Source organism: Curtobacterium sp. ME12 (assembly GCF_903970855.1).
Lineage (GTDB): Bacteria > Actinomycetota > Actinomycetes > Actinomycetales > Microbacteriaceae > Curtobacterium > Curtobacterium poinsettiae_A.
Genome location: NZ_CAJCKD010000008.1, coordinates 87,529 through 109,715 on the forward strand (window position 1 = coordinate 87,529; position 22,187 = coordinate 109,715).

Here is a 22,187-nt window from a genome sequence, read left to right on the forward strand (position 1 = left end):
CCAGTGGACGGACAGGAGGCCCGTGGCGGCGCCGCCACGGGCCTCCCGTCCGTCCCGGTATCCGGTCTAGGACGCCTCGTAGTGACGCGCGCCGCCGCGCACGCCGGCGAACCGGAACGGCGCGGTCGTGACGCGCGGACGCTCGACGTCCTCGCTGGTGGCGGCACCCGCGGCGTGCAGCGCGCGGTAGGCGTCGACCGTCAGCGGGACCCGTGCCTCGAGCAGCGACCGCACGCGACCCGCACGGCGGTGCTCGCGGTAGTCGGGCCGGACGGTGCCGGTGATGAGCTCACCGACGCTGCCGGAGCCGTAGCTGAACAGGCCCAGCCGCTCCCCCGCCAGGTCGTCGTCCAGGTCGAGCAGCGCCGCGAGCCCGATCCAGAGCGACGCCGTGTAGGTGTTGCCGGTCTGCCGGTTGTAGGTGAACCCGATCGCCAGGTCGGCCTCGTCGAACGGTGCGCCGACGTGCTGCGTGAGCTTGCGGTGCGCCTTGATCGCCATCTTGGTGAAGGGCTGGTGGTGCACGAACCGGGCGATGTCGTCGTACGCCGGGCCGCCCTGTTCCGCCAGGTCGTCCCAGGCTCCGACGAACGCGTTGACGTACGCGCTCACCGAGAGCCGACCGTCGACCAGCGCGGTGGAGCGGTCGTTCGGCCGCCAGAAGTCGTCGACGTCCGCCGTGTACACGCCGGCCGCCGGCTCGATCTCGATCAGGTCCGGGTCGGCGGACACCAGGATCGCGGCGGCACCGGCACCCTGGGTCGGTTCGGCCGGGGTGTCGACGTCGTACCGGGCGACGTCGGCGGCGATGACGAGCACCCGCTCGTGCGGGGCCCGGGCGACGATGCCGAGTGCGAGCTGCACCGCGGCCATCCCGCCGTAGCAGGCCTGCTTCAGCTCGACCACGCGGACGGCCTTCGGTAGCCCGAGCAGGCCGTGCACGTACACGCCGGCGGCCTTCGACTGGTCGACGCCGGACTCGGTGGCGAACAGCACCGTGCGGATGCCGTCGACGCCGTGGCGCTCGATGAGCTCCTTCGCGGCGGCGGCGCCCATCGTGACGATGTCCTCGTCGGGCGCGGGCACGCTGAAGGCGTCCTGCCCGATGCCGACGTGGTACTTCGCCGGGTCGACGCCGAGCCGTTCGGCCAGGTCGTCGAGCTCGAGCACGTGGTGCCCGGTCGCGATCGCGATGTCGTGGATGCCGACGCCGGTCATGCCACACCCCCTGCGGGCTTCGCGCCACGGCGTTCCATGGCGACGTGGGCGGCCATCAGCTCACCCGGGTTGGTCTGTGCGGCGAGGAGCGAGAGCTCCCCGCACAGGACGGTCGCGGCGCACAGGGCGGCGAGGCGGCGGGCGTTCCCGCCCGGCTCCCGCTCCTGTCGGCAGCCGAGGCGCACCAGTGCGTCCTCGACGACGGGCAGGTCCCCGCCCTTGCCGTTGCCGACCGTGCCGACGATCAGGTGCGGCAGCGAGGTCGCGAAGTACAGGTCGCCGTCGCGGTCCTCGGCGCTCGTGATGCCCTGCGAGCCCTCGACGATGTTGGCGGCGTCCTGCCCGGTGGCCAGGTAGAAGCCGAGCAGCATGTTCGCGTAGTGCGCGTTCGCCGAGCGGATGGCCCCGGCGATCGTCGACCCGATCAGGTTCTTCGCGATGTTGAGCTCGACGATGCGCGCGGTGCTCGACCGCAGGCGCTTCTCGACGACCTCGCCGGGGATCACGATCTCGGCGATGGTGTTGCGGCCTCGGCCACGGATGCCGTTCACGGCGGTGGCCTTCTTGTCGGTGCAGAAGTTGCCCGACACCGAGACGTACCGCAGGCCCGGCTGCCAGTCCAGGATCGCCGGCAGCAGCTTGTCCGCCGCCTGCGTGACCATGTTGTGACCGGAGGCGTCGCCGGTGGTGAACGCGAAGCGCAGGAACAGCAGGTCCCCGACGATCTCCGGGTGGACCTCGATGAGCTTGGCGAACCGGCTCTGCCCGGACACGATCGCGGCGAGCTCGTCCTGGCGCGCGAGGATCTGGCCCGCGGCGACGTGGGCTGCTGCCGCGCTGTCGGCACGGACCACGACCGAGCGGGTCATGCGCTCGTCGACGACGGTCGCGACGATGCCGTCCTCGACCATGCGCGAGATGCGGGCGCCGCGGCCGACGGACGGCCAGAGCGGCGACTCGTAGGTGGCGAGGGGGACCTCGTGCTCCCCCTGCACGGCGTTGCCGCTGACGCGGATCGGACCGACCCACTTGGTGGGGATCGGTGTGAGCAGGTCACTCATCGAGGGCTCCTTCTGGTGCTCGCACCGCAACGCTGAGGTGTCTGATGTCGTGCGCCTCCCAGGCGCGGTGGATGCCGGCGGGGTCGGTGTCCGCCGGGACGAGCGCGATGCCGCAGTCGCCGCCACCGGCACCGGACGGCTTCGCCGCCCCACCCGCCGCCTCGACGACGTCGCACAGGGTCGCGAGACGCTCGGTCTCGATCTGCGACCCGACCGAGTCGCCGAGGCGCTGCAGCAGCCCACGGGCGCGTCTGAGGGCGCCCAGCGTGCGCTCGGCGTCGCCGGTCTGGAGGCCCGTGGTCAGGTCGTCGACGGCGCTGCGGCTCTCGTCGAGGAACGCCTGGTACCCGCCGTTGCGGTGCCGACGCACCACGTCGACGAGCTTCGTGGTGGACGCGGGCGAGCCGGTCCAGCCGACGAGCAGCTGCAGGTTCTCGGGGGCGGGCAGCCGCTGGACGTCGAAGCCGTCCCATGCGTCGGCGTCCGTCAGGATCGCGGACACGGCGTGGTCGCCGAGCATCGCGGCGAGGCGCTCGCGGTCCGGGGCGCTGTACCGCAGCCAGCCACCGAACGTGCTCGCGGCGAGGTCGCCGCCGGAGGCCCGCGGGTTCACCCGGATGGTGGCGAGCAGGGCGACCTGGAAGCGCTGGCGCTGCGTCAGGCCGATGCCGTAGAAGCGGTCGAGTGCGCCGACCGTGGCGACGGTGACCGCAGCCGAGGACCCGAGGCCGAACTTCCGCCCGCTGGCGTCGTCGAGCTGGCTCTCGATGCGCAGGTCGTGGAACCGCGGGGCGATGCCGTGTTCGGCGCGGAGCTTCTCGACCAGGTCGATCGTGGCCATCACGTAGTCGTACGGGTGGTGCTCGCGGTCGAGCGCCAGGCCGTCCTCGGCACGGGTCCACGTGAGCGGCAGGTGCCCGTACTCCTCGGAGTGCACGCTGCCCGCGCCGTGGCCCTCGCGCACCTTCGCCGTGATGGCTCGGTCGAGGGCGATCAGGACGGACGGTTGGCCCGGCTCGACGACGGCGTACTCGCCGGCGACGAACAGCTTGCCGTGTGCACGGAACTCGATCACTGCGCGGACTCCTTCTGGTCGGGATTGCTCCCGATCTCTTCGGAGCGGAGCACCCGCGCGGCAGGTCCGGTGCCGGACTCGATGACGTCCCCCAGCGACGCGAGCGCCCCGGCGACGGCCGACCGGTCCTGCGGCTTCGTGAGCACGACGACGTTCGGGCCCGCGTCGGCCGTGGCGTAGGCCTCGGTGCCGCCGGCACGCAGCTCGGCGACGGCGTCGAACACGGCGACGCTGCGGGCGTTGAGGTAGCGGATCGGGGGGAACGCGCCCTCGATCGTCGCGTGCATGCGGAGCGCGTTGCTCTCGGTGATCTCGCCGATGCGGGTGAAGTCGCCGGCGGCACACGCCGTGAGCATGTCGCCGACGGTCTCGGTGGTCGAGGTCACCCAGGCCGGGTAGAAGGGCGACGTCGCGATGGTGCGGCGCATGGCCTCACGCGATCCGATCGGTTTCGGGCCGGCGTCGATCGTGACCACGACCATGGCCATCGGCGGGGCGGGGATCGGCTCGGCGAAGGAGCCCTGGTCGTCGCCGGCGTGCCAGACGGCGACACCACCCGGGATCGAGCGCGTGGCCGAGCCGGAACCGCGACGGGCCAGACGGGACAGGTCGCGCTGCGACAGGTCCAGGCTGTAGGCCGCGGCGGCCGCGGTCGCCAGGGCGGCGAAGCCGGACGCGCTCGATGCCAGCCCCGCGCCGGTCGGGACGGTGTTGTCGGACACCACCGACGCCCGCTCGGACGACCCCGCGAGCTCGCGCACCAGGTCGAGGAACTGCTGCACTCGCCCCAGCGCACCGTCGTCGACGACGTGACCGTTCAGCGTGAACGCATCACGCGCCTCCCGTCCGCCGTCCACCGTGACGGTGGTCGTCGTCGGGAACACGTCGAGCCCCATCGAGACGCTGCCCGTGGCGGGCAGCGCGAGCTGCGCGTCCGCCTTCCCCCAGTACTTGACGAGGGCGATGTTGGGGTGCGCGACGGCGGTGGCTGTCAGCAAGCGCGGGCTCCGATCGTGGTGGTCCAGGTGGCTGCGGCCCCTGCGCCGCGGAGTGCGGCCGCGATGCGGTCCGCGTGGTCGTCGTCCGCGGCGAGCGCGAGGACGCACCCGCCCCGCCCGCCGCCGGTGAGCTTCGCGCCGAGGGCGTCCGCAGCACGTGCGGCGTCGACGAGCCGGTCCAGGTCGTCACTCGACACGTCGAGTGTGCTGAGCAGGTCGTGCGCGGCGTCCATGGTGGCACCCAGAGCCTGGGCGTCGCCGTCCTCGAGTGTCCCCCGTGCCCGCCGGGCGAGCGCGCCGATCCGGTCGATCACGGCACCGACGCCGGTCGGGTCCTGGTCGTGGCGGGCGCGGACGGCCGACACCGCCTGTCGGGTGTGCCCGGGGACGCCGGTGTCCGCGACGACGAAGGTGAACCGGGCGCCGAGCGTGACGGGTTCGATGTGCCCGCCCTCGAACCAGACCGGCGCGGACGCGACGACGCCCCGGGCGTCGAGGCCGGACGGTCGGCCGTGGGCGACGCGCTCGCACTCCTGGATGAGCTCGTGATGGGTCTCGACGTCGAGGGTCTCGCCCAGGGCGTCGGCGACGGCGGCGGTCACGGCGGCGGCGACCGCGGCGCTCGAGCCCATGCCGCGTGCTGTCGGCACCTCGCTGTCGACCCGGACGTGGAAGTGCCGGTCGGTGACCCCGAAGTGGCGCAGGGTCGCGGTGACGGCGGTGACGGTCGGCATCACGGCGGCGGGTGCGAGGTCGAGGGGGCCGGTGTGCACGGTCGACTGCAGGCTGTGCCCGGGCTGCTCGGCGTCGGCGGCGACCGGAGTCACCGTCGCAACGACCCGTGCGTCGAGCACCGGCAGGACGAGAGCGGGTGCGCCGTAGACCACGGCGTGCTCACCGATCAGGATCGTCTTGCCGTGGGACGACGCCGATCCGTTGCCGGGGGTCGTGGTGTTGTCGAGGTCGCTGCTGGTCATCGTGGGTCACGTCAGCCTAACCGCCCGGGCCGTCGGCGTGTTCGTCAGCTGGGCATCCGCTGCATCGAGTTGTGCACAACTGGGTTGCGTGACAGTGTGGACATATGCCCGTGACCGACGAGATGGTGTGCTTCTCCCTCTACGCGGCGTCCCGTGCCACCACGCAGGCGTACCGCACGATGCTCGAACCCTGGGGTCTGACGTACCCGCAGTACCTGGTGCTCGTGACCCTGTGGGTCGAGGGCGACCAGACCGTCTCGAGCCTCGGGGAACACCTGCAGCTCGACTCCGGCACCCTCTCGCCGCTGCTCCGCCGCATGGAGCAGAGCGACCTGGTCCGCCGTGCGCGCCGCAGCACCGACGAGCGCGTGGTCACGGTGACCGTCGGCGAGCGCGGGCGCGAACTGCGGTCCGAGCTGAGCGGCATCCCCGCGCGCATCGCCGCCGGGATGGGCCTGGCCGACGAACGCGCCGCCGCCGAGCTCATCGCGACGCTGCACCGGCTGACCGAGACGATGCACGCGGCGGCCGACCCCGAGCGTGACGCCGCCGGCGCTGGCGCTGACGCTGGCGCCGTTTCGCGCTGAGCGACACCGCACGCCGCCGTGCGCCCGTGAACTGTCGCTGATCGCGAGAGCACGCCGCACACCCACTTCACGATCCGCCCCACAAGGAAGGAACCCCATGGAAACCCTCTACACCGCCGAGGCCCTGGCCACCGGCGAAGGCCGCAACGGCCACGTCGCCACGAGCGACGGCACGGTCGAGTTCGACCTCGCCATCCCGAAGGAGATGGGTGGCTCCGGCAACGGCGCCAACCCCGAGCAGCTCTTCGCAGCCGGCTACGCCGCCTGCTTCCACTCCGCACTGCAGGGCGTCGCCCGCAGCCAGAAGGTGAAGATCACCGACTCGTCCGTCGGCGGACGCGTGTCGATCGGCCCGAACGGCAACGGTGGCTACCAGCTCGCCGTCATGCTCGAGGTCGTCATCCCCGGCCTGGAGCACGACCAGGCCCAGGCCCTCGCCGACGCTGCCCACCAGGTCTGCCCGTACTCGAACGCGACCCGCGGCAACATCGACGTCACCATCGTCGTCTCGGAGGACTGACCCGTGAGCACCACCACCCCCACCACCATGCGCGCCGTCGTCCACGAGACGTTCGCCGAGCCCGCCGACGCCCTCGAGGTGCAGGAGCGCCCCGTCCCGACGCCCGGCGCCGGCGAGGTCCTCGTCCGCACGGTCCTCTCCCCCATCCACAACCACGACCTGTGGACCGTCCGCGGCACCTACGGCTTCAAGCCGGAGCTCCCCGCGGCCTCGGGCACCGAGGCACTCGGCGTCGTCGAGGCGCTCGGCGAGGGCGTCACGAACCTGCAGGTCGGCCAGCGCGTCGCCGGCGGCGCCTTCGGCGTCTGGGCCGAGTACTACACCGCGAACGCCGCCGGACTCGTGCCTGTGCCGGACGCGATGTCCGACGAGGCCGCCGCCCAGCTCGTCTCGATGCCGTTCAGCGCCATCAGCCTGCTGCACTCGCTCGACCTGCACGAGGGCGACTGGATCATCCAGAACGCCGCCAACGGTGCGGTCGGACGCATGGTCGCCCAGCTCGGCGCCGCCCGCGGCATCAACGTGATCGGACTCGTCCGTCGCGCCGCCGGAGTCGACGAGCTCCGCGAGCAGGGCATCGAGCGCATCGTCGCCACCGACGCCGACGACTGGCAGGACCAGGTCGCGGCGATCACCGGCGGCGCCCCGATCATCGCGGGCGTCGAGTCGGTGGGTGGCAAGGCGGCCGGCGACATCGCCTCGGTGCTCGGCGAGGACGCCACCCTCGTCGTCTTCGGCGCGATGGCGTCCCCGACGCTCGAGATCCCGTCGGGCAAGGTCATCTTCGGCCAGCTCACCGTGAAGGGCTTCTGGGGCTCCGTCGTCAGCAAGACGATGCCGGCCGAGACGAAGGGGCAGCTCTTCGGTGAGCTCATCACCCGCGTGCTCGACGGCTCGCTGACGCTCCCCGTCGCCGAGACGTTCGCCTTCGAGCAGGTCCGCGACGCCGTGCGCGCCAGCGACACCGCCGGCCGCGTCGGCAAGGTGCTCCTGCGCCCGTAGCGCGACCAGCAGACGGACGGGAGGCCCGTGGCGGATCCGCCACGGGCCTCCCGTCCGTCCCGGAGTGCGTCCCGTCGGCGTCAGCCGCCGATCACGTGGATGCCGTAGGCGGCGAAGAAGCCGAGGACGGCGATGAGGCCCGTCCAGGGTCCGGTCTTCCGGAACGCCTCCGGCAGCATGGTGTCGGCGAGCATCGCCAGGATCGCTCCCGCGGCGACGGCCGTCACCGCGCTCTGCACCCCGGCCGGGGCCTGCCCGAGGATCGCGTACCCACCGAGTGCCGACAGGGCGCAGGCGAGGGCGATGGCCCCCCACACCGTGAAGACGTAGCGGGCACCGCGGCCGTTCGCCTTCATGTCCGAGGTGCTCGACAGCCCCTCCGGCAGGTTCGAGATGATGACGGCCGCGACGACCGCGATGGACAGCGACCCACCGGCGGCGAGTCCGACGCCCTGCACCGCCGTCTCCGGGATGCCGTCGAGCAACGCGCCGAGGGCGATGCCGAGTCCCGTGCCCGAGCCGGGTGACCCGGCTCCGCTGCGCTTCTTGCGCGCACCGCGCCGTTCCAGCAGGACGTCGAGGCCGACGTAGACCACCGCTCCACCCAGGAACCCGGCCATCGCCGTCCAGAACGTGCCGGACCGGGTGGCCTCGGCGACCAGGTCGAAGGAGAGCGCGGAGATGAGGACGCCGGCACCGAAGGCGGTGATCGTGGCGACCACGGTGCGCGGCACGCGGACGAACCAGGCGATCGCGGCGCCGACGACGAGGGCGAGACCGGAAGCCAGGCCGGCCCCGGTCGCCAGGAGGAGGGGATGCACGCGTCGAGTGTAGGAACCGGGTGGTGGGGACGCGCCAAGGTCACCCGGACACGATTGCGTGCCCATGGTGCGCAGAAGACGTCGGGTGCCCTGGGGCGACCCGACGTCTTCGGCGCACTCGGTGCAGCGTGGTGCGGACTAGCGGCGCGACGCCTTCACGGGGACGGTGAAGATGTTGCCGGTGGTGACGCCCTCCTCGACCTCCTCGAGGGTGCGACCGCGGCTCTCGGGAACGAACTTCCAGATGAAGAGCAGCGCCAGCAGCCCGACGACCCCGAAGCCGAAGAAGGTCCCGGTGATGCCGGTCGCGGCGACGATCGTCGGGAAGTACAGCCCGAGGAACGCGTTCGCGATCCAGAGGCAGAACACCGAGATGCCCATGCCGAGCGCACGGATCTGCGTCGGGAAGATCTCGGACAGCACGACCCAGACGGCGATGTTGAGGAAGGTCTGCATCGAGCCGACGAACGCGACGACGAGGAACAGGATGACCCACGGGCGGGCCGGGTTGCCGTCCGGCAGCGCCACCGAGGCGATGCCGATGAGGAAGTGGCAGACGGTCGTCAGCGAGAACCCGATGATCAGGGTCGTGCGACGGTTGATCTTCTCCATGTTGGAGATGGCGATGATGCCACCGATCACGGCGATGACGCCGGGCGCGATGTTGGCGATGAGCGCTGCCGACTGCTCGAAGCCCGACTCGATCAGCACGGTCTGGCCGTAGTACATGATCGAGTTGATGCCGGTGAGCTGCTGCGCGACCCCGAGCCCGGCACCGATGAGCACGATGCGGATGAGCCACTTGTTGCCGAGCAGGGTGCGCCAGCCGCTGACCTTCTGCAGCTTCGCCTCGAGGTCGTTGGTGCGCTTGATGTCGTCGAGCTCGGCGTTCGCCCGCTCCGTCGTGCGGATCTGCCCGAGGACCGAGAGTGCCTCGTCGTTGCGCCCCTTCGACGCGAGCCAGCGCGGCGACTCCGGCACGCGGAGCATGCCGACGAACAGCGCGATCGCGGGGAGCGCACAGACGGCCAGCATGACGCGCCACACGCCGTTGCCCTCACCCCACACGGTGCCGATGAAGGCGTTGACCACGAACGCAGCGAGCTGGCCGATCACGATCATGAGCTCGTTGCGGCCGGACAGCGACCCGCGGATCTCGTACGGTGCGAGTTCGGCGAGGAACACCGGCACCACCGTGGAGGCGCCACCCACCGCGAGCCCGAGGAGCACACGACCGACGACGATGACCTCGAACGTCGGCGCGAACACGCAGATCAGCGTGCCGACGAAGAACGTGACGGCCAGCAGGATGATGGTCTTGCGGCGACCCCAGCCGTCGGCGATGCGGCCGCCGAGCATGGCACCGATCGCGGCGCCGAAGAGCAACGAGCTGGTGACCACGCCCTCGGTGAAGTTCGTGAGGCCGAGCTCCGCCTTCATCGGGTTCAGGGCACCGTTGATGACACCGGTGTCGTACCCGAAGAGCAACCCGCCGAACGTGGCGACGAGGGCCAGCACGCCGAGTCGTCGGCGGTGCGGACCGGTCCCCAACGGGGGCAGTGCGACAGTCGGGGCTGTCGGTTTGATGTCGACCATTCGGTGACTCCTTCGTCGGTGATCGCGCTTCATCGCGTGGACCGATCGTAACCCGATTCCATGTCCTGTCAATTGGACATTCTGTCGTCAGGTCGTTTGGATCGGTCCACATAACGCCTGATGAGGAGGGGAGCGGTCCAATGCGCGGGTCGGGCCTAGCGCTCGTCGTCGACGGGGCCCTCGCCCAGGACGTCCCCCAACGAGGCCATGTCGGCGCCGTGGTCGGTGTAGCGGCGTACGGTCCGGCGGGCGGCGGCACTCGCGGCACCGGCCAGGGCGGGGTTGCGTCGGGCAGCGTCGGCGACGCGGCCGGCGTGCCCCGCGGTGGAGAGCAGCACGTTGGCCAGGGCTCGGGCGTCGCCGCGCTCGGGGACCCCGGTCACGGTCCACGCCGTGCGGACCTGCGCATCGGGGGTGACGCCGCGACGGGTGCCCATCCGGTGCCAGTCCGACAGGACGCCTTCGGTGCGCGAGGCCGCGCGGTCCGCCTCGCCTGCACGTCGGCGCGCGGCGTCGCGGGCGTCGGACTCGCCGCCCGTGCCCTCGACCGTGTCGTACCGGTCGGTGAGCCCGTCGGCCCGGCGCCGGACACTGTCGGCCCGTTCACGCGCTGCGACGTCGTCACCACCGGCCGCTGCGATGCGGGCGGCGTGCGCGGCGGCAGCCGCGGCGAGGATCTCCGAACGCTCCATGCCCTCGACCGTAGCCGCTCCGACCGACACCGTCGGACCGTCCGGCGCGGTGGCGGGGCGCGGCGGTGGGCGCGTTTCGCGCTGGGCGACACCTCTCGGGCCAGCGCGCGCGTGAGGTGTCGCTGAGCGCGAAACCGGCCCGGCGTCCGGCCCGCGGCCGCAGCGCACGCACACGACGGACGGGAGGCCCGTGGCGGATCCGCCACGGGCCTCCCGTCCGTCAGGTGGGGACGTGCGCTACGCGCGCAGCTCCAGGTACTTCGCGATGAGCGCCTTGGTCGACGGGTCCTGCGCGTCGAGCGCAGCCTGGTCGCCCTCGACGGCCGGCGTGACCTGCAGCGCCAGCTGCTTGCCGAGCTCCACACCCCACTGGTCGAACGAGTCGATGCCCCAGATCGTGCCCTCGGTGAACACGATGTGCTCGTACAGCGCGATGAGCTGGCCGAGGACGCTCGGGGTGAGCTCCGGCGCGATGATCGACGTGGTCGGCTTGTTGCCCGGGAACGTGCGCGCCGCGACGATCCCTTCGTCGGTGGTGCCCTCGGCGCGGACCTCGTCGGCGCTCTTGCCGAACGCGAGCGCCTTGGTCTGCGCGAAGAAGTTCGCCAGGAACAGGGTGTGCACGTCCGTGCCGGGCGCGACGCCCTTGCCGTCGCCGGTCTCGTCCTTGAGCGGACGGGCCGGGTTGGCGACCGTGATGAAGTCGGCCGGGACCAGGCGGGTGCCCTGATGGATGAGCTGGTAGAACGCGTGCTGGCCGTTCGTGCCGGGCTCACCCCAGAAGACCTCGCCGGTCTCGGTGGTGACGGGCGAGCCGTCCCAGCGGACGCGCTTGCCGTTCGACTCCATCGTGAGCTGCTGCAGGTACGCGGCGAAGCGGTGCAGGTACTGCGTGTACGGCAGGACCGCGTGGCTCTGCGCACCGAGGAAGTTCGTGTACCAGACGTTGAGCAGGCCCATCAGGACGGGCACGTTCTGCTCGAGCGGCGTGGTGCGGACGTGCTCGTCGATGGCGTGGAAGCCGGCGAGGAACTGCTCCCAGTTCTCCTTGCCGATGGCGATGACGACGCTCGTGCCGATGGCCGAGTCGACCGAGTAGCGGCCGCCCACCCAGTCCCAGAAGCCGAAGGCGTTCTCGGGGTCGATGCCGAACGCCTCGACCTTGTCGAGCGCGGTGGAGACGGCGACGAAGTGCTTCGCGACGGCGTTCTTCTTCTCGTCGTCCGCGGCGTCGGTCAGGCCGAGCCGCTCCCACAGCCACTGGCGGGCGAGGCGCGCGTTCGTCAGGGTCTCGAGCGTGCCGAAGGTCTTCGACGCGACGATGAACAGCGTGGTCTCGGGGTCCAGGTCCGCGGTCTTCTCGTAGATGTCCGCCGGGTCGATGTTCGAGACGAAACGGGCCTCGAGTCCGGGCTGGACGTAGGGCTTGAGCGCCTCGTAGACCATGACCGGGCCGAGGTCCGAGCCACCGATGCCGATGTTGACGACGGTCTCGATGCGCTTGCCGGTCACGCCGGTCCAGGCGCCGCTGCGGACCTGCTCGGCGAAGCCGTAGACCTTGTCGAGCGTGGCGTGCACATCGGCGTCGACGTCCTGGCCGTCGACGGTCAGGGGCGCGGCCGGCACGAGGCCCTCGGTCGCCTTCGGGCGGCGGAGCGCGGTGTGCAGCACGGCGCGGTCCTCGGTCACGTTGATGTGCTCGCCGGCGAGCATCGCCTGGAAGCGTTCGGCGACGCCGGTGTCCTTCGCGACCTGCAGCAGCGCGGCGAGGATCTCGTCGGTCACCAGGCCCTTGGACAGGTCGACGGTCAGGTCGGCCGCCTGGAAGGTGTACTGCTCGGCACGACCGGGGTCGCTGTCGAACCACCCTCGCAGGTCCGGGGTGAAGCCGGCAGCGATGCTGTCGAGCTTCTTCCAGCCTTCGGTCGATGTGGGGTCGACGGGAGCGGATTCGGTCACTTCGGTCCTCCTGGGGATCACGTTCGAGACGTACAGCCCGCGGGTCACGCAGCGCTGCGTCGCGGACCGTGTTCGAGCGTAGTGCGCTCCGGCAGGTGGTGCGCACAGTCGGCCGGGAGGCGCGGCTCGCGTTCGCTGCGCGCGTCACGCCTCCGGCCGGTCGCGTTCACGGCTGCGGTCGGCTTGCCGGGTCCACGGCTGCGGTCGGCTCGCCGCGTCCAGGCTGCGGTCGGCTCGCCGGGTTCACGGCTGCGCCGCGAAGCGACGCAGCCGCAGGCTGTTCGTCACGACGAGCACCGACGAGAACGCCATCGCCGCACCCGCGAGCACCGGGTTGAGCAGCCCCGCCATCGCGAGCGGGATCGCGGCGACGTTGTACGCGAACGCCCAGAACAAGTTGCCCTTGATGACGCCGAGCGTCGCGCGCGACAGCCGGATGGCGTCGCCCACCACCGTGAGCCGACCGCTCACGACCGTGATGTCGCTCGCCGCGATGGCCGCATCGGTGCCCGCCCCCATGGCGATGCCGAGGTCGGCCGCGGCCAGTGCGGCGGCGTCGTTCACGCCGTCGCCGACCATCGCGACGCTCCGCCCCTCGGCCTGCAGCCGGCGGACGGTCTCGAGCTTCGACGCCGGGGTCGCGCGGGCGTGCACCTCATCGATGCCGACGCTCGCGGCGACAGCACGTGCGGCACCGTCGTTGTCGCCGGTGAGCAGCACCGGGTGCAGGCCGAGCGCCCGGAAGCGGGCGATCGCGTCGGCGGCCTCGGGCTTCACGGTGTCGCCGACGACGACCACGCCGAGGGCCGTGCCGTTCCGGGCGACGACGACCGCCGTGCCCCCGTCGGCCTCGGCGCGATCGACGGCGTCGGACAGCACCGGGGGCAGGGTGATCGACCACGAGTGGGTGAGCCAGCGGGTCGTACCGACCAGGACCACGTCGCCGTCCACGACGGCCTGCACACCGGCGCCGGCGGTCGCGGTGAACTGCTCGGCCTCGGGCAGGTCGAGGCCTCGGGCACGGGCCGCGGTGGTGACGGCACGGGCGACGGGGTGTTCTGAGCCGTCCTCGACCGCTGCGGCGAGGCGCAGGACGACGTCCTCGGTCTCGGTGCCCCCGGGGTTCGCGGCGGCGGTGACCGACCGCAGGGTCATCGACCCCGTGGTGACGGTGCCGGTCTTGTCGAGCACGACGGTGTCGACACCGCGGGTGCGCTCGAGCACCTGCGGACCGCCGATCAGGATGCCGAGCTGTGAGCCTCGACCGGTCCCGACCAGCAGGGCGGTGGGCGTGGCGAGTCCGAGGGCGCACGGGCAGGCGATGATCAGGGTGGCGACGGCCGCGGTGAAGGCCGCGGTGACCGAGCCGCCGAACACGAGCCAGCCGACGAAGGCCAGCACGGCGAGCGCGATGACGATCGGTACGAAGACCCCGGACACGCGGTCGGCCAGGCGCTGTACCTCGGCCTTGCCGGTCTGGGCGTCCTCGACCAGGTGGCCCATCCGGGCGAGCTCGGTGTCGGCGCCGACGCGGGTGATCGCGACGACGAGCCGACCGCCGACGTTGATCGTCGCGCCGGTGACCCGGTCGCCCGGTCCGACCTCGACCGGCACGGACTCGCCGGTGAGCATGCTGAGGTCGACGGCCGAGGAGCCGTCCTGCACCAGGCCGTCACTCGGGATCCGCTCGCCGGGTCGCACCACGACGACGTCGCCCACGACCAGGGACGAGGCCGGCACGCGGTGTTCGGCACCCTCGCGCAGCACGGTGGCGTCCTTCGCACCGAGTTCGAGCAGTGCCCGGAGTGCGGCACCGGACTGCGTCTTCGCGCGGGCCTCCATGTACCGGCCGGCGAGGATGAACACCGTCACGGCCGTCGCGACCTCGAGGTACAGGTCGGTGGCCTCGGGGTCCGTGGCGAACCACGAGAACGTCATGTGCATGCCGGTCGTGCCGGCGTCGCCGAAGAACAGGGCGTACAGCGACCACCCGAAGGCGGCGAGGACGCCGACGCTCACCAGAGTGTCCATGGTGGCGGCGCCGTGGCGGGCGTTGACCCACGCGGCACGGTGGAACGGGAGCGCGCCCCAGACCGCGACGGGCGCGGCGAGCGTCAGGGCGAGCCACTGCCAGTTCGGGAACTGCAGCGCCGACACCATCGAGAGCACCACGACGGGCACCGCGAGCACGGCGGACACGATCAGACGTCGGCGCAGCGGGCCGGTCGGGTCGGCATCGGCCACGGCTTCGGCGTCAGCGGCGGCGGGCGGGGCCGGCACCGTGGCGCCGTAACCGGCCGACTCCACCGCGGCGATCAGCGCCTCGGGGTCGGCGGTGCCGTCAGCGGCGACCTGCACCTGCGCCTTCTCGGTGGCGTAGTTGACGGTGGCGGTGACCCCGGGCAGCTTGCCGAGCTTCCGCTCGATGCGGTTCGCGCACGAGGCGCAGGTCATCCCGGTGATGTCGAGTTCGACGGTGCGGTCGGTCACGAGCGCACGACCTCGTACCCCGCCTCGGCGACCGCGGCGCGGAGGGCGTCCGCGTCGACGGGTGCCGTCGAGCTGACGGTGACCTCGGACGATCCGCCGGGGACGAGTCGGACGTCGACGCCCGAGACCCCGTCGACCTCGGTGAGTTCCTCGGTGACGCTCATCACACAGTGGTCGCAGGTCATGCCCTCGACGAGCAGCGTTTCGGTGGTCATGGTGTCTCCTTCTCGGTGGTGGTCGTCAGGGTCAGGAGCGGACGAGCCGGGCGATCGCCTGGCTGGCCTCGCGCACCTTCTCGTCGGCGGCGTCCCCACCTTCTGCGACGGCCTCGGCGACGCAGTGCGCCAGGTGGTCCTCGAGCAGCGACAGCGCGACGCGTTCGAGCGCCCGGTTCGCCGCCGAGATCTGGGTGAGGACGTCGATGCAGTACGTCTCGTCCTCGACCATCCGCGCGATCCCGCGCACCTGCCCCTCGGCGCGACGGAGTCGCTTGAGCAGGTCGTCCTTGTCGCCGATGTACCCGACGTGTTCGTGCATGTCCGCCTCCACCGCTCTCAATACGGTACCCCCCTAGGGTATTCCGATCTCGTCCGGGCGCAACCGGTGGCATGATCAGCGCATGGACCCCTCGACGACGAACGGATTCCGCCGGCTGCGGTTCTCCGACGGCGAGGGTTCCGACTACTCCGCGATCTTCGCGGCCGAGTACGGCGGCTCGGACTTCGCCTCCGAGACCTTCGCCACCGACGACACCCGGTACGAGTACACGGTCGTGGGCGACGACGACCTGTCGCTGCGCACCATGCGTGCCGAGGGCGGCCGACGCGGCGGGATCATCGGCGTGCGGGACGACCACGTGGTGTTCTGGCTGACCAAGGGCCGGCTCGAGATGCACTTCGCCGACCGCACCCGCGTCGTCGAGCCGGGCAGCCCGTACATCGCCTCGGCGTCCGAGGCCTACCGGTTCGAGTCCGACGGCACCGTCTACAACGGCGTGCACGTGTCCGACCGGTTCCTGCGGAGCGTCGGCCGGGACCTCGGCTACCGCCTGCCCGACGGCCCGCTGCTGTTCGACCAGCAGGACGAGGTCGTCGCCCGGCGTGAACCCCTGCGGCACCTGATCCGCGAGCTCTTCCCGGCCCTGGTCGACGACCGCGTGCTCGGCCCGATGCGGACCGCCCTGAACCGTCGGCTGGCCGTGGTCATCCTCGACACGTTCCCCATCCGCAACCGTGGCGACGACGTGCCCGTGGCGAACCGGCTCCGCGACGCGATCCGGTTCATCGAACAGCACGCCGCCGAACGCCCCTCGGTGCCCACGATCGCCGCCGCGTGCGGACTGAGCCAGCGCGGGCTGCAGGACGTCTTCGCCCGGACGCTCGACACTACCCCGCACCGGTTCCTCCGCGACCACCGCCTGGACCGCGTGCGCGAAGAGCTCCTGCGTGCGGGCCGCGGGGGCGCGACGGGCGCAGACTGCCCACTCGTGTCGTCGGGGATCGCCGCGATCGCACGCCGCTGGGGCTTCACCAACCCCGGCCGGTTCGCCGAGACCTACCGCGAACGCTTCGGCGAGGACCCGGCCACCACGAAGCGCGCAGCACTCGCGGCGCAGCCGGAGTCCGGGAAGGCGTCGTGGCGGGTCCGGCGCGCAGTCGCGTTCATCGAGCAGCACCTCGACGACCCGCTCACGCTCGACGACGTCGCGGCCGCTGCAGGGGTGCTCCCCCGACGGCTGCAGCAGCTCTTCCGCGAGGAGCGCGGCGAGTCCCCGATGGCCTGTGTCCGCGCCATGCGGGCCGCTGCCGAGCGCAACGGCGCGGCCGGAATCGGCTGAACGGCCTGCTGGAACGCCTCAGGGGTACACACACGTCCCCGGTTCTCCGGGCATCCCTGGACATCGCCCGAGTCCGGGAATCCGCGTGTGACGAATCTCTTCCACAGCCCGTCTCATCCGTGAACAGCAACCGCTGGGAACGCCCGGCGGGTCAACGGAAGGAACGAACATGGCTGACACCATCACCCCCGCGACCACGGCCACCCGTGCCACCTCGCACGTCGGCACCAGCGGCGTCACCGGCAAGACCGTCATCGACGACACCGTCGTGTCGAAGGTCGCCGGCATCGCCGCCCGCGAGGTCAACGGCGTGCACTCCCTCGGCAACGGCGCAGCCCGTGCCATCGGAGCCCTGCGCGACGCCATCGGCCAGCGCGACTTCGGTCAGGGCGTCAAGGTCGAGGTCGGCGAGAAGCAGGTCGCCGCGGACATCGTGATCGTCGCCGAGTACCCGGTGTCGCTCCAGCAGGTCGCCGACGGCGTCCGTGCCGGAGTCGCCCGTGCCCTCGAGCAGATCGTCGGCATGGAGGTCGCCGAGGTCAACGTGACCGTCCAGGACGTCTACATCCCGGGCGACGACGACGACAACGAGGACGAGAAGAAGGAAGCGCGAGTCGCATGAGCAACACGCTGATCGGCGCCCTCATCGGCGCAGTCCTCGCCGTCGTGGCACTGCAGTTCGGGTTCTGGGGCTTCGTGCTCGTGATCGTGTTCGGTGCGATCGGGGCCCTCGTGGCCGCGCTCGCCACCGGTCGCATCGACCGCGGTGCCCTGACCGACGTGCTGACCGGACGCCGGAGCTCCCGGTGAACGCCGGCCCGAACGTCCCGGGCCGCGTCGAGATCACCGCACGCGCGCTCACCTCGCTGGCGCGGGCCGTCGCAGCCGAAGGGCTCGGCGCCCCCGCCAAGCGGGTGCGCGTCGGACTCGGCGACGCGTCGGGAGCACTGTCGCTCGACATCACCGGGCCGATCGCCGCGAGCGACGACATCGTCTCCGGGTCGATCCGGATCGCGGACCAGGTCAAGGGCCGCGTGAGCGACCTGACCGGTCGCCGCGTCGGCAGTGCCCACATCGAACTCACCGGGATCGTGCGCGAGCACGGGTCCCGTGCCCGCTAGGAGGCCATCATGAGCAACGGTTCCGTCGAACGACGCATCCGTCGTCGGAGCGTGCACCGCTCCCGCTCCACAGCAGTGGCGGTGGCGCTCGTGGTGCTCGCCCTGGTGGCCGCCTGGATCGGCACCGAAGCGGTGCTCAGCGCGATCGGACGCCCGCCGCTCGTCGCCGACCCCCAGACCGTGGTCGACACGGCGCTCCGCCCGGACGCCGCGTTCGTCACCGTCGTCGAGGTCGTCGCGGGTGCGCTCGTGCTCCTCGGTATCGTGCTGGTCGTCCTCGCGCTCAAGCCCGGCCGCAAGCACCGATCGGTCGTCGAGCACGAGCGCGGTGCGGTCGTCATCGACACCCGCATCGTCGCCTCCACCGCGGCGAACGCCGCCGGCATGGCGGCCGGTGTCCCCGAGGGGAACGCCTCCGCCACCGCCCGTGGCCGTACCACCGAGGTCCGCATCGTCCCCGTCACCGGAGTGCCGGTCGACGAGGCGAGCGTCCGCGCCGCCGTCGTGGAGCGTCTGAGCGGCCTCGACGAGCGCTTCGGCCGACGTGTCCGCGTCCGGGTCGAGGAGAAGGGAACCCTCGCATGACCAAGAGCAACCGGACCATGAACCGGATCATCCTCTTCGTCCTCGGCCTCGTCGCCGTCGTCGTCGGCCTCACCATCGGCGCGGGTGTGCTGCCCGCCGTGCAGGACGCGATGAAGCCCTACGTCGACCTGCCGAGCAACCTGGACGTCCCCGCGTCCGCGCTGTGGATCGTCGCCGGGGCCGCTGCCCTCGTGATCGTCCTGTCGCTCGTGTGGGTGTTCACCCGCGGTGGTGGCGGAACGTCCGTCGCCGTCCGCGAACGCTCGGGTGAGGACGCCGTCACGGTGAACGTCGCCCTCGTCCGCGACGTCGTCGAGCACGAGCTCGCCGGGGTCCGCGACGTCGTCGGCTCCCGCGTCGACACCTACCTGGTGCGCAAGCAGCGCGCCGCCCGGATCCGTGTCGCGGTCCGCCGCGGCGGGGACGCCGTCACCGTGCTCGACGCCGTCGACCGAGCCGTCGCGGTCCTCGACCGCACCCTCGGCCGCCCGGTCCCGGTGCTCGTGCACCTGACCGGCGGTACCCGCTCCGCGCTGGCGAAGTCGACCCGCGTCCACTGACACCGGTCAGCCGGACGCACCCCGGGCCTCCCGGCCCACCGCCACACCACCGGGCAGACGCCCACTCAGGAAAGGACCCGCCATGGGACTCGACGACAAGATCAAGAACGCCGCTCAGGACCTCGCCGGCAAGGCGAAGGAAGCCGTCGGCAACCTGACCAACGACGACGCCAAGGTCGCCGAGGGCAAGAAGGACCAGGCCGCTGCGAGCGCGAAGCAGACCGGCGAGGACGTCAAGGACGTCTTCAAGAAGTAGGTCGCACGACCGCATCGGGGCACCCGTCGAACGGGTGCCCCGATGCGTCACCGCGCAGATCCCGAACGAGGAGGAACCATGCAGCACGACCCCCGTGCGAACACGCAGGTCACCGAGGTGACCCTGCCCGCAGTACTGACGGAGCCGCTGCCCGACGACGCGAACACCGCGACGATCATCGCGCGCACCGCGGCGGAGACCGCGCTCGGCGTGCCCGGCGTGCACCACCTCGGCGGGATCGCCGCCCGTGCCGCCGACCAGCTGCGGAAGCAGCTCGGCCGCTCGGCGGGCACCGCCGGCGTGCAGGTCGACGAGCAGGACGGTGTGCTCGAAGTGCAGGTCGCCTTCGTCGTCAGCTACCCGCACCCGGTGCTGGACGTCGCCGCCGAGGTCCGGCAGCAGGTCACCGCAGCGACGCGGCAGCGGTCCGTGCCGCCGCCGGGGTACGGCTCGCCGCGGTGCTCGTCGTGCCCGTGCTGCCGACCGACATCCGGCACAACTCCAAGGTCGACCGCACCCGGCTGTCCCGCTGGGCCGGCTCGGTGCTGTCCGGCGGCCGGATGGTGCGTCCGTGAAGGTCCTGGTCACCGGGGCCAGCGGGTTCCTCGGGCAGGCCACCGCAGCCGCCGTGCGGGACGCCGGGCACGAGGTCCGGACCTTCCAACGTCGTCCCTCCGGAGTGCCCGGGGTGCAGGACGTCGCCGGGACGATGACCGACGACGCCGCGATCGCCCGCGCGGTCGACGGGGTCGAGGCCGTCGTGCACCTGGCTGCGAAGGTGTCGCTCGCCGGGGACCCGGCCGACTTCGCCCGGGTCAACATCGAGGGCACACGCTCGCTGCTGCGGGCCGCCCGTGCCGCCGGGGTCGGGCGCTTCGTCTTCGTGTCGTCACCGTCGGTCGCGCACACCGGGTCGTCGCTCGTGGGGGCCGACGCCGGTCCGGCCGAACCGTCCCGTGCCCGTGGCGACTACGCCCGCACCAAGGCCGCGGCGGAGCTGCTGGCGCTCGACGCCGACGCCCCGGACTTCGCCGTCGTGGCGGTCCGGCCGCACCTGGTGTGGGGTCCGGGCGACACGCAGCTCGTCGGACGGATCGTCGAGCGGGCTCGGGCCGGACGGCTCCCGCTGCTCGACTCCGGTGCCGCGCTCATCGACACGCTCTACGTCGACAACGCCGCGACGGCGATGGTCGCGGCGCTCGAGCGCGTCACGGACGACGGCGTCCACGGCAAGGCCTACGTCGTCACGAACGGTGAGCCCCGCCCGGTCGCCGACCTGCTCGCCGGCATCTGCACGGCGTCGGGCGTCCGACCGCCGCAGTGGCACGTGCCGGCCGCGGTCGCGCGGGCCGCGGGCTCCGTGGTCGAGGCCGTCTGGAGGGTCCGACCGGGCGAGGACGAGCCGCCGATGACCCGGTTCCTGGCCGAACAGCTGTCGACGGCGCACTGGTTCGACCAGCGGCGGACCCGGCAGGACCTCGGGTGGACCCCGTCGGTGTCGATCGACGAGGGGCTCGAGCGACTGGCGGCGGCAGCGGCTCAGGCCTCGTCGGCCGCCACGTAGACCCAGGCCGTCGAGCCCGAGGCCAGCGTGACCCGGATGCGCTGGTAGTCGGCGACCTCGTAGCCGTCGACCGCGCGGAGCTGCCACTCGTACCCGAGCGTCAGGGCCACACCCTCGACGACGTCGCCGGCAGAGCCGCGGCGCAGGATCGGGTGCAGGTCGGAGCCGCTCGTCCGGATGACGTCCGGGTCGGTGATCGCCACCCAGTCGAGCCGCCAACCGGGCAGGGAATCCGGGGTGGTCGGGACGTGGTCGCCGAACAGCGACTCCTGCACGAGCGGCTGCTGGAGCGTGCCGTAGGAGAAGACCCGGTGCGTCTCGCCGGCGCGCGGCGTCGGACGCTTGACGGGACGCGGAGCGATCGCCGGGGTCGAGGTCCAGACGAGTGCCCCGGCCAGGCCGGTCAGGCCGAGGTGCAGCAGCCCGATGACGCCGAGGGCGCTGCCCCAGAGGATCCCGGAGTCGTCGCCGAGGCAGCGGGACTGCGGCCAGACCTCGGAGTCGGAGAGGCACCCGTACCGGTTCGTGACCCCGACCACCAGCCCGATGACGCCGACGACGAGACAGACGAGCGCGAACGCGCCGAGACCGATGACCCAGCGCTGGCCGGGGGAGAGACGCTTCACGTCGCGAGGCTAGCGGACGGGCAGTGGACTCCGGGACCACCCGCGTGGGCCGACCTGGTCGGGCGGGGCGGGCCTCCAGGCCGGGACCGTGTGCACGACGTCAGCCGGTGAAGCGGGTCCAGAGCTCGGTGACGATCGGCCAGACGTCGCCCGCGCGGTCGGCGGAGCCGACGGCGACCAGGACGACGGGGACCAGGGTGACCGCCACGCTCACCAGGACGGCGAGCACGACGGCGGCCGTCGCGGTGGCGGTGTGCCGGCGGGTCAGGGCGAGCAGGAGCAGGGCGAGCACCACGACCGCACCGAGCAGTGCGATCAGGGTGACCCGGACGAACGGGAACGGCACGAGGCCGGCGGTGGTGGCGGTGACCCCGCCGAGGAACCCGACCAGCGGCAGGAAACCGCCGACCGCGACGGCGAGGACGAGGAAGACCCCGATGCCGCCGGCGAACCAGACGCCGCGGGGTCGGGGGCGCCGGTCGCGGGACCGGCGCCCTCCGGACCAGGCGGTGGTCACGGCTGGTCCCGGGGGCCGATCCGCAGAGCGTCGGGTAGGGCAAGAGTGTCCTCGCCTGTGGAGACATTCTGTGGCGCGGTTGCCTTTCAACAATTACTCTACAGCTAACAGCACGACGCGCATCC

At 72.1% G+C, this 22,187-nt stretch carries 25 protein-coding genes and 1 pseudogene; 12 read left to right on the plus strand and 14 right to left on the minus strand.

All coding sequences use genetic code 11. From position 1 onward, the window contains the following. Positions 1–66: 66 nt before the first annotated feature. From H7A73_RS06255 to mvk, 5 genes are read right to left on the minus strand one after another with little or no spacing between them, the layout of a single operon-like run. Positions 67–1,218, minus strand: coding sequence for a hydroxymethylglutaryl-CoA synthase (locus tag H7A73_RS06255; RefSeq protein ID WP_182065152.1), 1,152 nt, complete (start codon positions 1,216–1,218; stop codon positions 67–69). Further along, complete coding sequence (locus H7A73_RS06260) at positions 1,215–2,279, minus strand: hydroxymethylglutaryl-CoA reductase (protein WP_182065153.1); 1,065 nt, start codon at positions 2,277–2,279, stop codon at positions 1,215–1,217. The genes H7A73_RS06255 and H7A73_RS06260 overlap by 4 nt, the downstream gene beginning before the upstream one ends. Then, on the minus strand, positions 2,272–3,354 hold the full coding sequence (locus tag H7A73_RS06265) for a phosphomevalonate kinase (RefSeq protein ID WP_182065154.1): 1,083 nt from the start codon (positions 3,352–3,354) through the stop codon (positions 2,272–2,274). The genes H7A73_RS06260 and H7A73_RS06265 overlap by 8 nt, the downstream gene beginning before the upstream one ends. After that, positions 3,351–4,352, minus strand: a complete 1,002-nt coding sequence (gene mvaD, locus H7A73_RS06270; RefSeq protein ID WP_182065155.1) for a diphosphomevalonate decarboxylase — start codon at positions 4,350–4,352, stop codon at positions 3,351–3,353. Before mvaD ends, H7A73_RS06265 begins: the two co-directional genes overlap by 4 nt. Further along, complete coding sequence (gene mvk, locus H7A73_RS06275; protein WP_182065156.1) at positions 4,346–5,329, minus strand: mevalonate kinase; 984 nt, start codon at positions 5,327–5,329, stop codon at positions 4,346–4,348. The genes mvaD and mvk overlap by 7 nt, the downstream gene beginning before the upstream one ends. Before the next feature lie 104 nt (positions 5,330–5,433). Here mvk and H7A73_RS06280 point away from each other — a divergent pair, with 104 nt between their 5' ends. The 3 genes from H7A73_RS06280 (at position 5,434) to H7A73_RS06290 (ending at position 7,438) form a co-directional block, all read left to right on the plus strand. Further along, positions 5,434–5,916 carry a MarR family winged helix-turn-helix transcriptional regulator gene (locus tag H7A73_RS06280; RefSeq protein WP_182065157.1) on the plus strand — a complete coding sequence of 161 codons (483 nt, stop codon included), beginning with the start codon at positions 5,434–5,436 and terminating at the stop codon, positions 5,914–5,916. 97 nt (positions 5,917–6,013) lie between these two features. Further along, positions 6,014–6,436 carry an organic hydroperoxide resistance protein gene (locus H7A73_RS06285; protein WP_071406102.1) on the plus strand — a complete coding sequence of 141 codons (423 nt, stop codon included), beginning with the start codon at positions 6,014–6,016 and terminating at the stop codon, positions 6,434–6,436. A gap of 27 nt (positions 6,437–6,463) precedes the next feature. Continuing rightward, on the plus strand, positions 6,464–7,438 hold the full coding sequence (locus tag H7A73_RS06290; protein ID WP_182065180.1) for a zinc-binding dehydrogenase: 975 nt from the start codon (positions 6,464–6,466) through the stop codon (positions 7,436–7,438). Positions 7,439–7,518: 80 nt separating this feature from the next. Here H7A73_RS06290 and H7A73_RS06295 read toward each other — a convergent pair whose 3' ends face one another. The 7 genes from H7A73_RS06295 to H7A73_RS06325 all read right to left on the minus strand — a co-directional run bounded on the left by H7A73_RS06295 (position 7,519) and on the right by H7A73_RS06325 (position 15,533). Next, positions 7,519–8,259, minus strand: a complete 741-nt coding sequence (locus H7A73_RS06295) for a ZIP family metal transporter (protein WP_182065158.1) — start codon at positions 8,257–8,259, stop codon at positions 7,519–7,521. 138 nt (positions 8,260–8,397) lie between these two features. Continuing rightward, positions 8,398–9,855, minus strand: coding sequence for a sugar porter family MFS transporter (locus H7A73_RS06300; protein WP_182065159.1), 1,458 nt, complete (start codon positions 9,853–9,855; stop codon positions 8,398–8,400). A gap of 155 nt (positions 9,856–10,010) precedes the next feature. Further along, positions 10,011–10,547, minus strand: a complete 537-nt coding sequence (locus H7A73_RS06305; protein WP_182065160.1) for a hypothetical protein — start codon at positions 10,545–10,547, stop codon at positions 10,011–10,013. 237 nt (positions 10,548–10,784) lie between these two features. After that, positions 10,785–12,506 carry a glucose-6-phosphate isomerase gene (pgi, locus tag H7A73_RS06310; RefSeq protein WP_182065161.1) on the minus strand — a complete coding sequence of 574 codons (1,722 nt, stop codon included), beginning with the start codon at positions 12,504–12,506 and terminating at the stop codon, positions 10,785–10,787. Positions 12,507–12,749: 243 nt separating this feature from the next. After that, complete coding sequence (locus H7A73_RS06315) at positions 12,750–14,996, minus strand: heavy metal translocating P-type ATPase (protein ID WP_182065162.1); 2,247 nt, start codon at positions 14,994–14,996, stop codon at positions 12,750–12,752. Next, complete coding sequence (locus tag H7A73_RS06320; protein WP_182065163.1) at positions 14,993–15,211, minus strand: heavy-metal-associated domain-containing protein; 219 nt, start codon at positions 15,209–15,211, stop codon at positions 14,993–14,995. The genes H7A73_RS06315 and H7A73_RS06320 overlap by 4 nt, the downstream gene beginning before the upstream one ends. A 31-nt stretch (positions 15,212–15,242) precedes the next feature. Then, positions 15,243–15,533: a metal-sensitive transcriptional regulator gene (locus H7A73_RS06325; RefSeq protein WP_027466001.1), complete on the minus strand. Its 291-nt coding sequence runs from the start codon at positions 15,531–15,533 to the stop codon at positions 15,243–15,245. An 82-nt stretch (positions 15,534–15,615) separates the two neighbouring features. Between H7A73_RS06325 and H7A73_RS06330 the strand changes: the two genes are divergently transcribed. The 9 genes and pseudogenes from H7A73_RS06330 (at position 15,616) to H7A73_RS06370 (ending at position 20,919) form a co-directional block, all read left to right on the plus strand. Further along, on the plus strand, positions 15,616–16,833 hold the full coding sequence (locus H7A73_RS06330) for an AraC family transcriptional regulator (protein WP_182065164.1): 1,218 nt from the start codon (positions 15,616–15,618) through the stop codon (positions 16,831–16,833). A gap of 169 nt (positions 16,834–17,002) precedes the next feature. Beyond that, positions 17,003–17,455 carry an Asp23/Gls24 family envelope stress response protein gene (locus H7A73_RS06335; protein WP_182065165.1) on the plus strand — a complete coding sequence of 151 codons (453 nt, stop codon included), beginning with the start codon at positions 17,003–17,005 and terminating at the stop codon, positions 17,453–17,455. Continuing rightward, on the plus strand, positions 17,452–17,643 hold the full coding sequence (locus H7A73_RS06340; RefSeq protein ID WP_017885412.1) for a DUF2273 domain-containing protein: 192 nt from the start codon (positions 17,452–17,454) through the stop codon (positions 17,641–17,643). Before H7A73_RS06335 ends, H7A73_RS06340 begins: the two co-directional genes overlap by 4 nt. After that, positions 17,640–17,954: a hypothetical protein gene (locus tag H7A73_RS06345; RefSeq protein ID WP_182065166.1), complete on the plus strand. Its 315-nt coding sequence runs from the start codon at positions 17,640–17,642 to the stop codon at positions 17,952–17,954. Before H7A73_RS06340 ends, H7A73_RS06345 begins: the two co-directional genes overlap by 4 nt. A 9-nt stretch (positions 17,955–17,963) precedes the next feature. Continuing rightward, the gene (locus tag H7A73_RS06350) at positions 17,964–18,539 is read left to right on the plus strand and encodes a DUF6286 domain-containing protein (RefSeq protein WP_182065167.1); all 576 of its coding nucleotides are present in this window, start codon (positions 17,964–17,966) and stop codon (positions 18,537–18,539) included. Continuing rightward, on the plus strand, positions 18,536–19,099 hold the full coding sequence (locus tag H7A73_RS06355) for a hypothetical protein (protein WP_182065168.1): 564 nt from the start codon (positions 18,536–18,538) through the stop codon (positions 19,097–19,099). The genes H7A73_RS06350 and H7A73_RS06355 overlap by 4 nt, the downstream gene beginning before the upstream one ends. 82 nt (positions 19,100–19,181) lie before the next feature. Continuing rightward, the gene (locus tag H7A73_RS06360) at positions 19,182–19,355 is read left to right on the plus strand and encodes a CsbD family protein (RefSeq protein WP_182065169.1); all 174 of its coding nucleotides are present in this window, start codon (positions 19,182–19,184) and stop codon (positions 19,353–19,355) included. A 78-nt stretch (positions 19,356–19,433) separates the two neighbouring features. Next, positions 19,434–19,712 (plus strand): annotated as a pseudogene (locus H7A73_RS06365) (hypothetical protein); the annotation flags it as partial. Positions 19,713–19,926: 214 nt separating this feature from the next. Further along, the gene (locus H7A73_RS06370; RefSeq protein WP_182065170.1) at positions 19,927–20,919 is read left to right on the plus strand and encodes an NAD-dependent epimerase/dehydratase family protein; all 993 of its coding nucleotides are present in this window, start codon (positions 19,927–19,929) and stop codon (positions 20,917–20,919) included. On the opposite strand, the gene H7A73_RS18050 is transcribed toward H7A73_RS06370, so the two are convergent. Then, positions 20,895–21,545 carry a gamma-glutamylcyclotransferase family protein gene (locus tag H7A73_RS18050; protein ID WP_259362745.1) on the minus strand — a complete coding sequence of 217 codons (651 nt, stop codon included), beginning with the start codon at positions 21,543–21,545 and terminating at the stop codon, positions 20,895–20,897. The two genes, H7A73_RS06370 and H7A73_RS18050, sit on opposite strands and share 25 nt — an antisense overlap. 100 nt (positions 21,546–21,645) lie before the next feature. Continuing rightward, positions 21,646–22,062 (minus strand): MFS transporter permease, encoded by a 417-nt coding sequence (locus H7A73_RS06380; RefSeq protein ID WP_182065171.1) that lies wholly within the window; start codon positions 22,060–22,062, stop codon positions 21,646–21,648. Positions 22,063–22,187 lie beyond the last annotated feature (125 nt).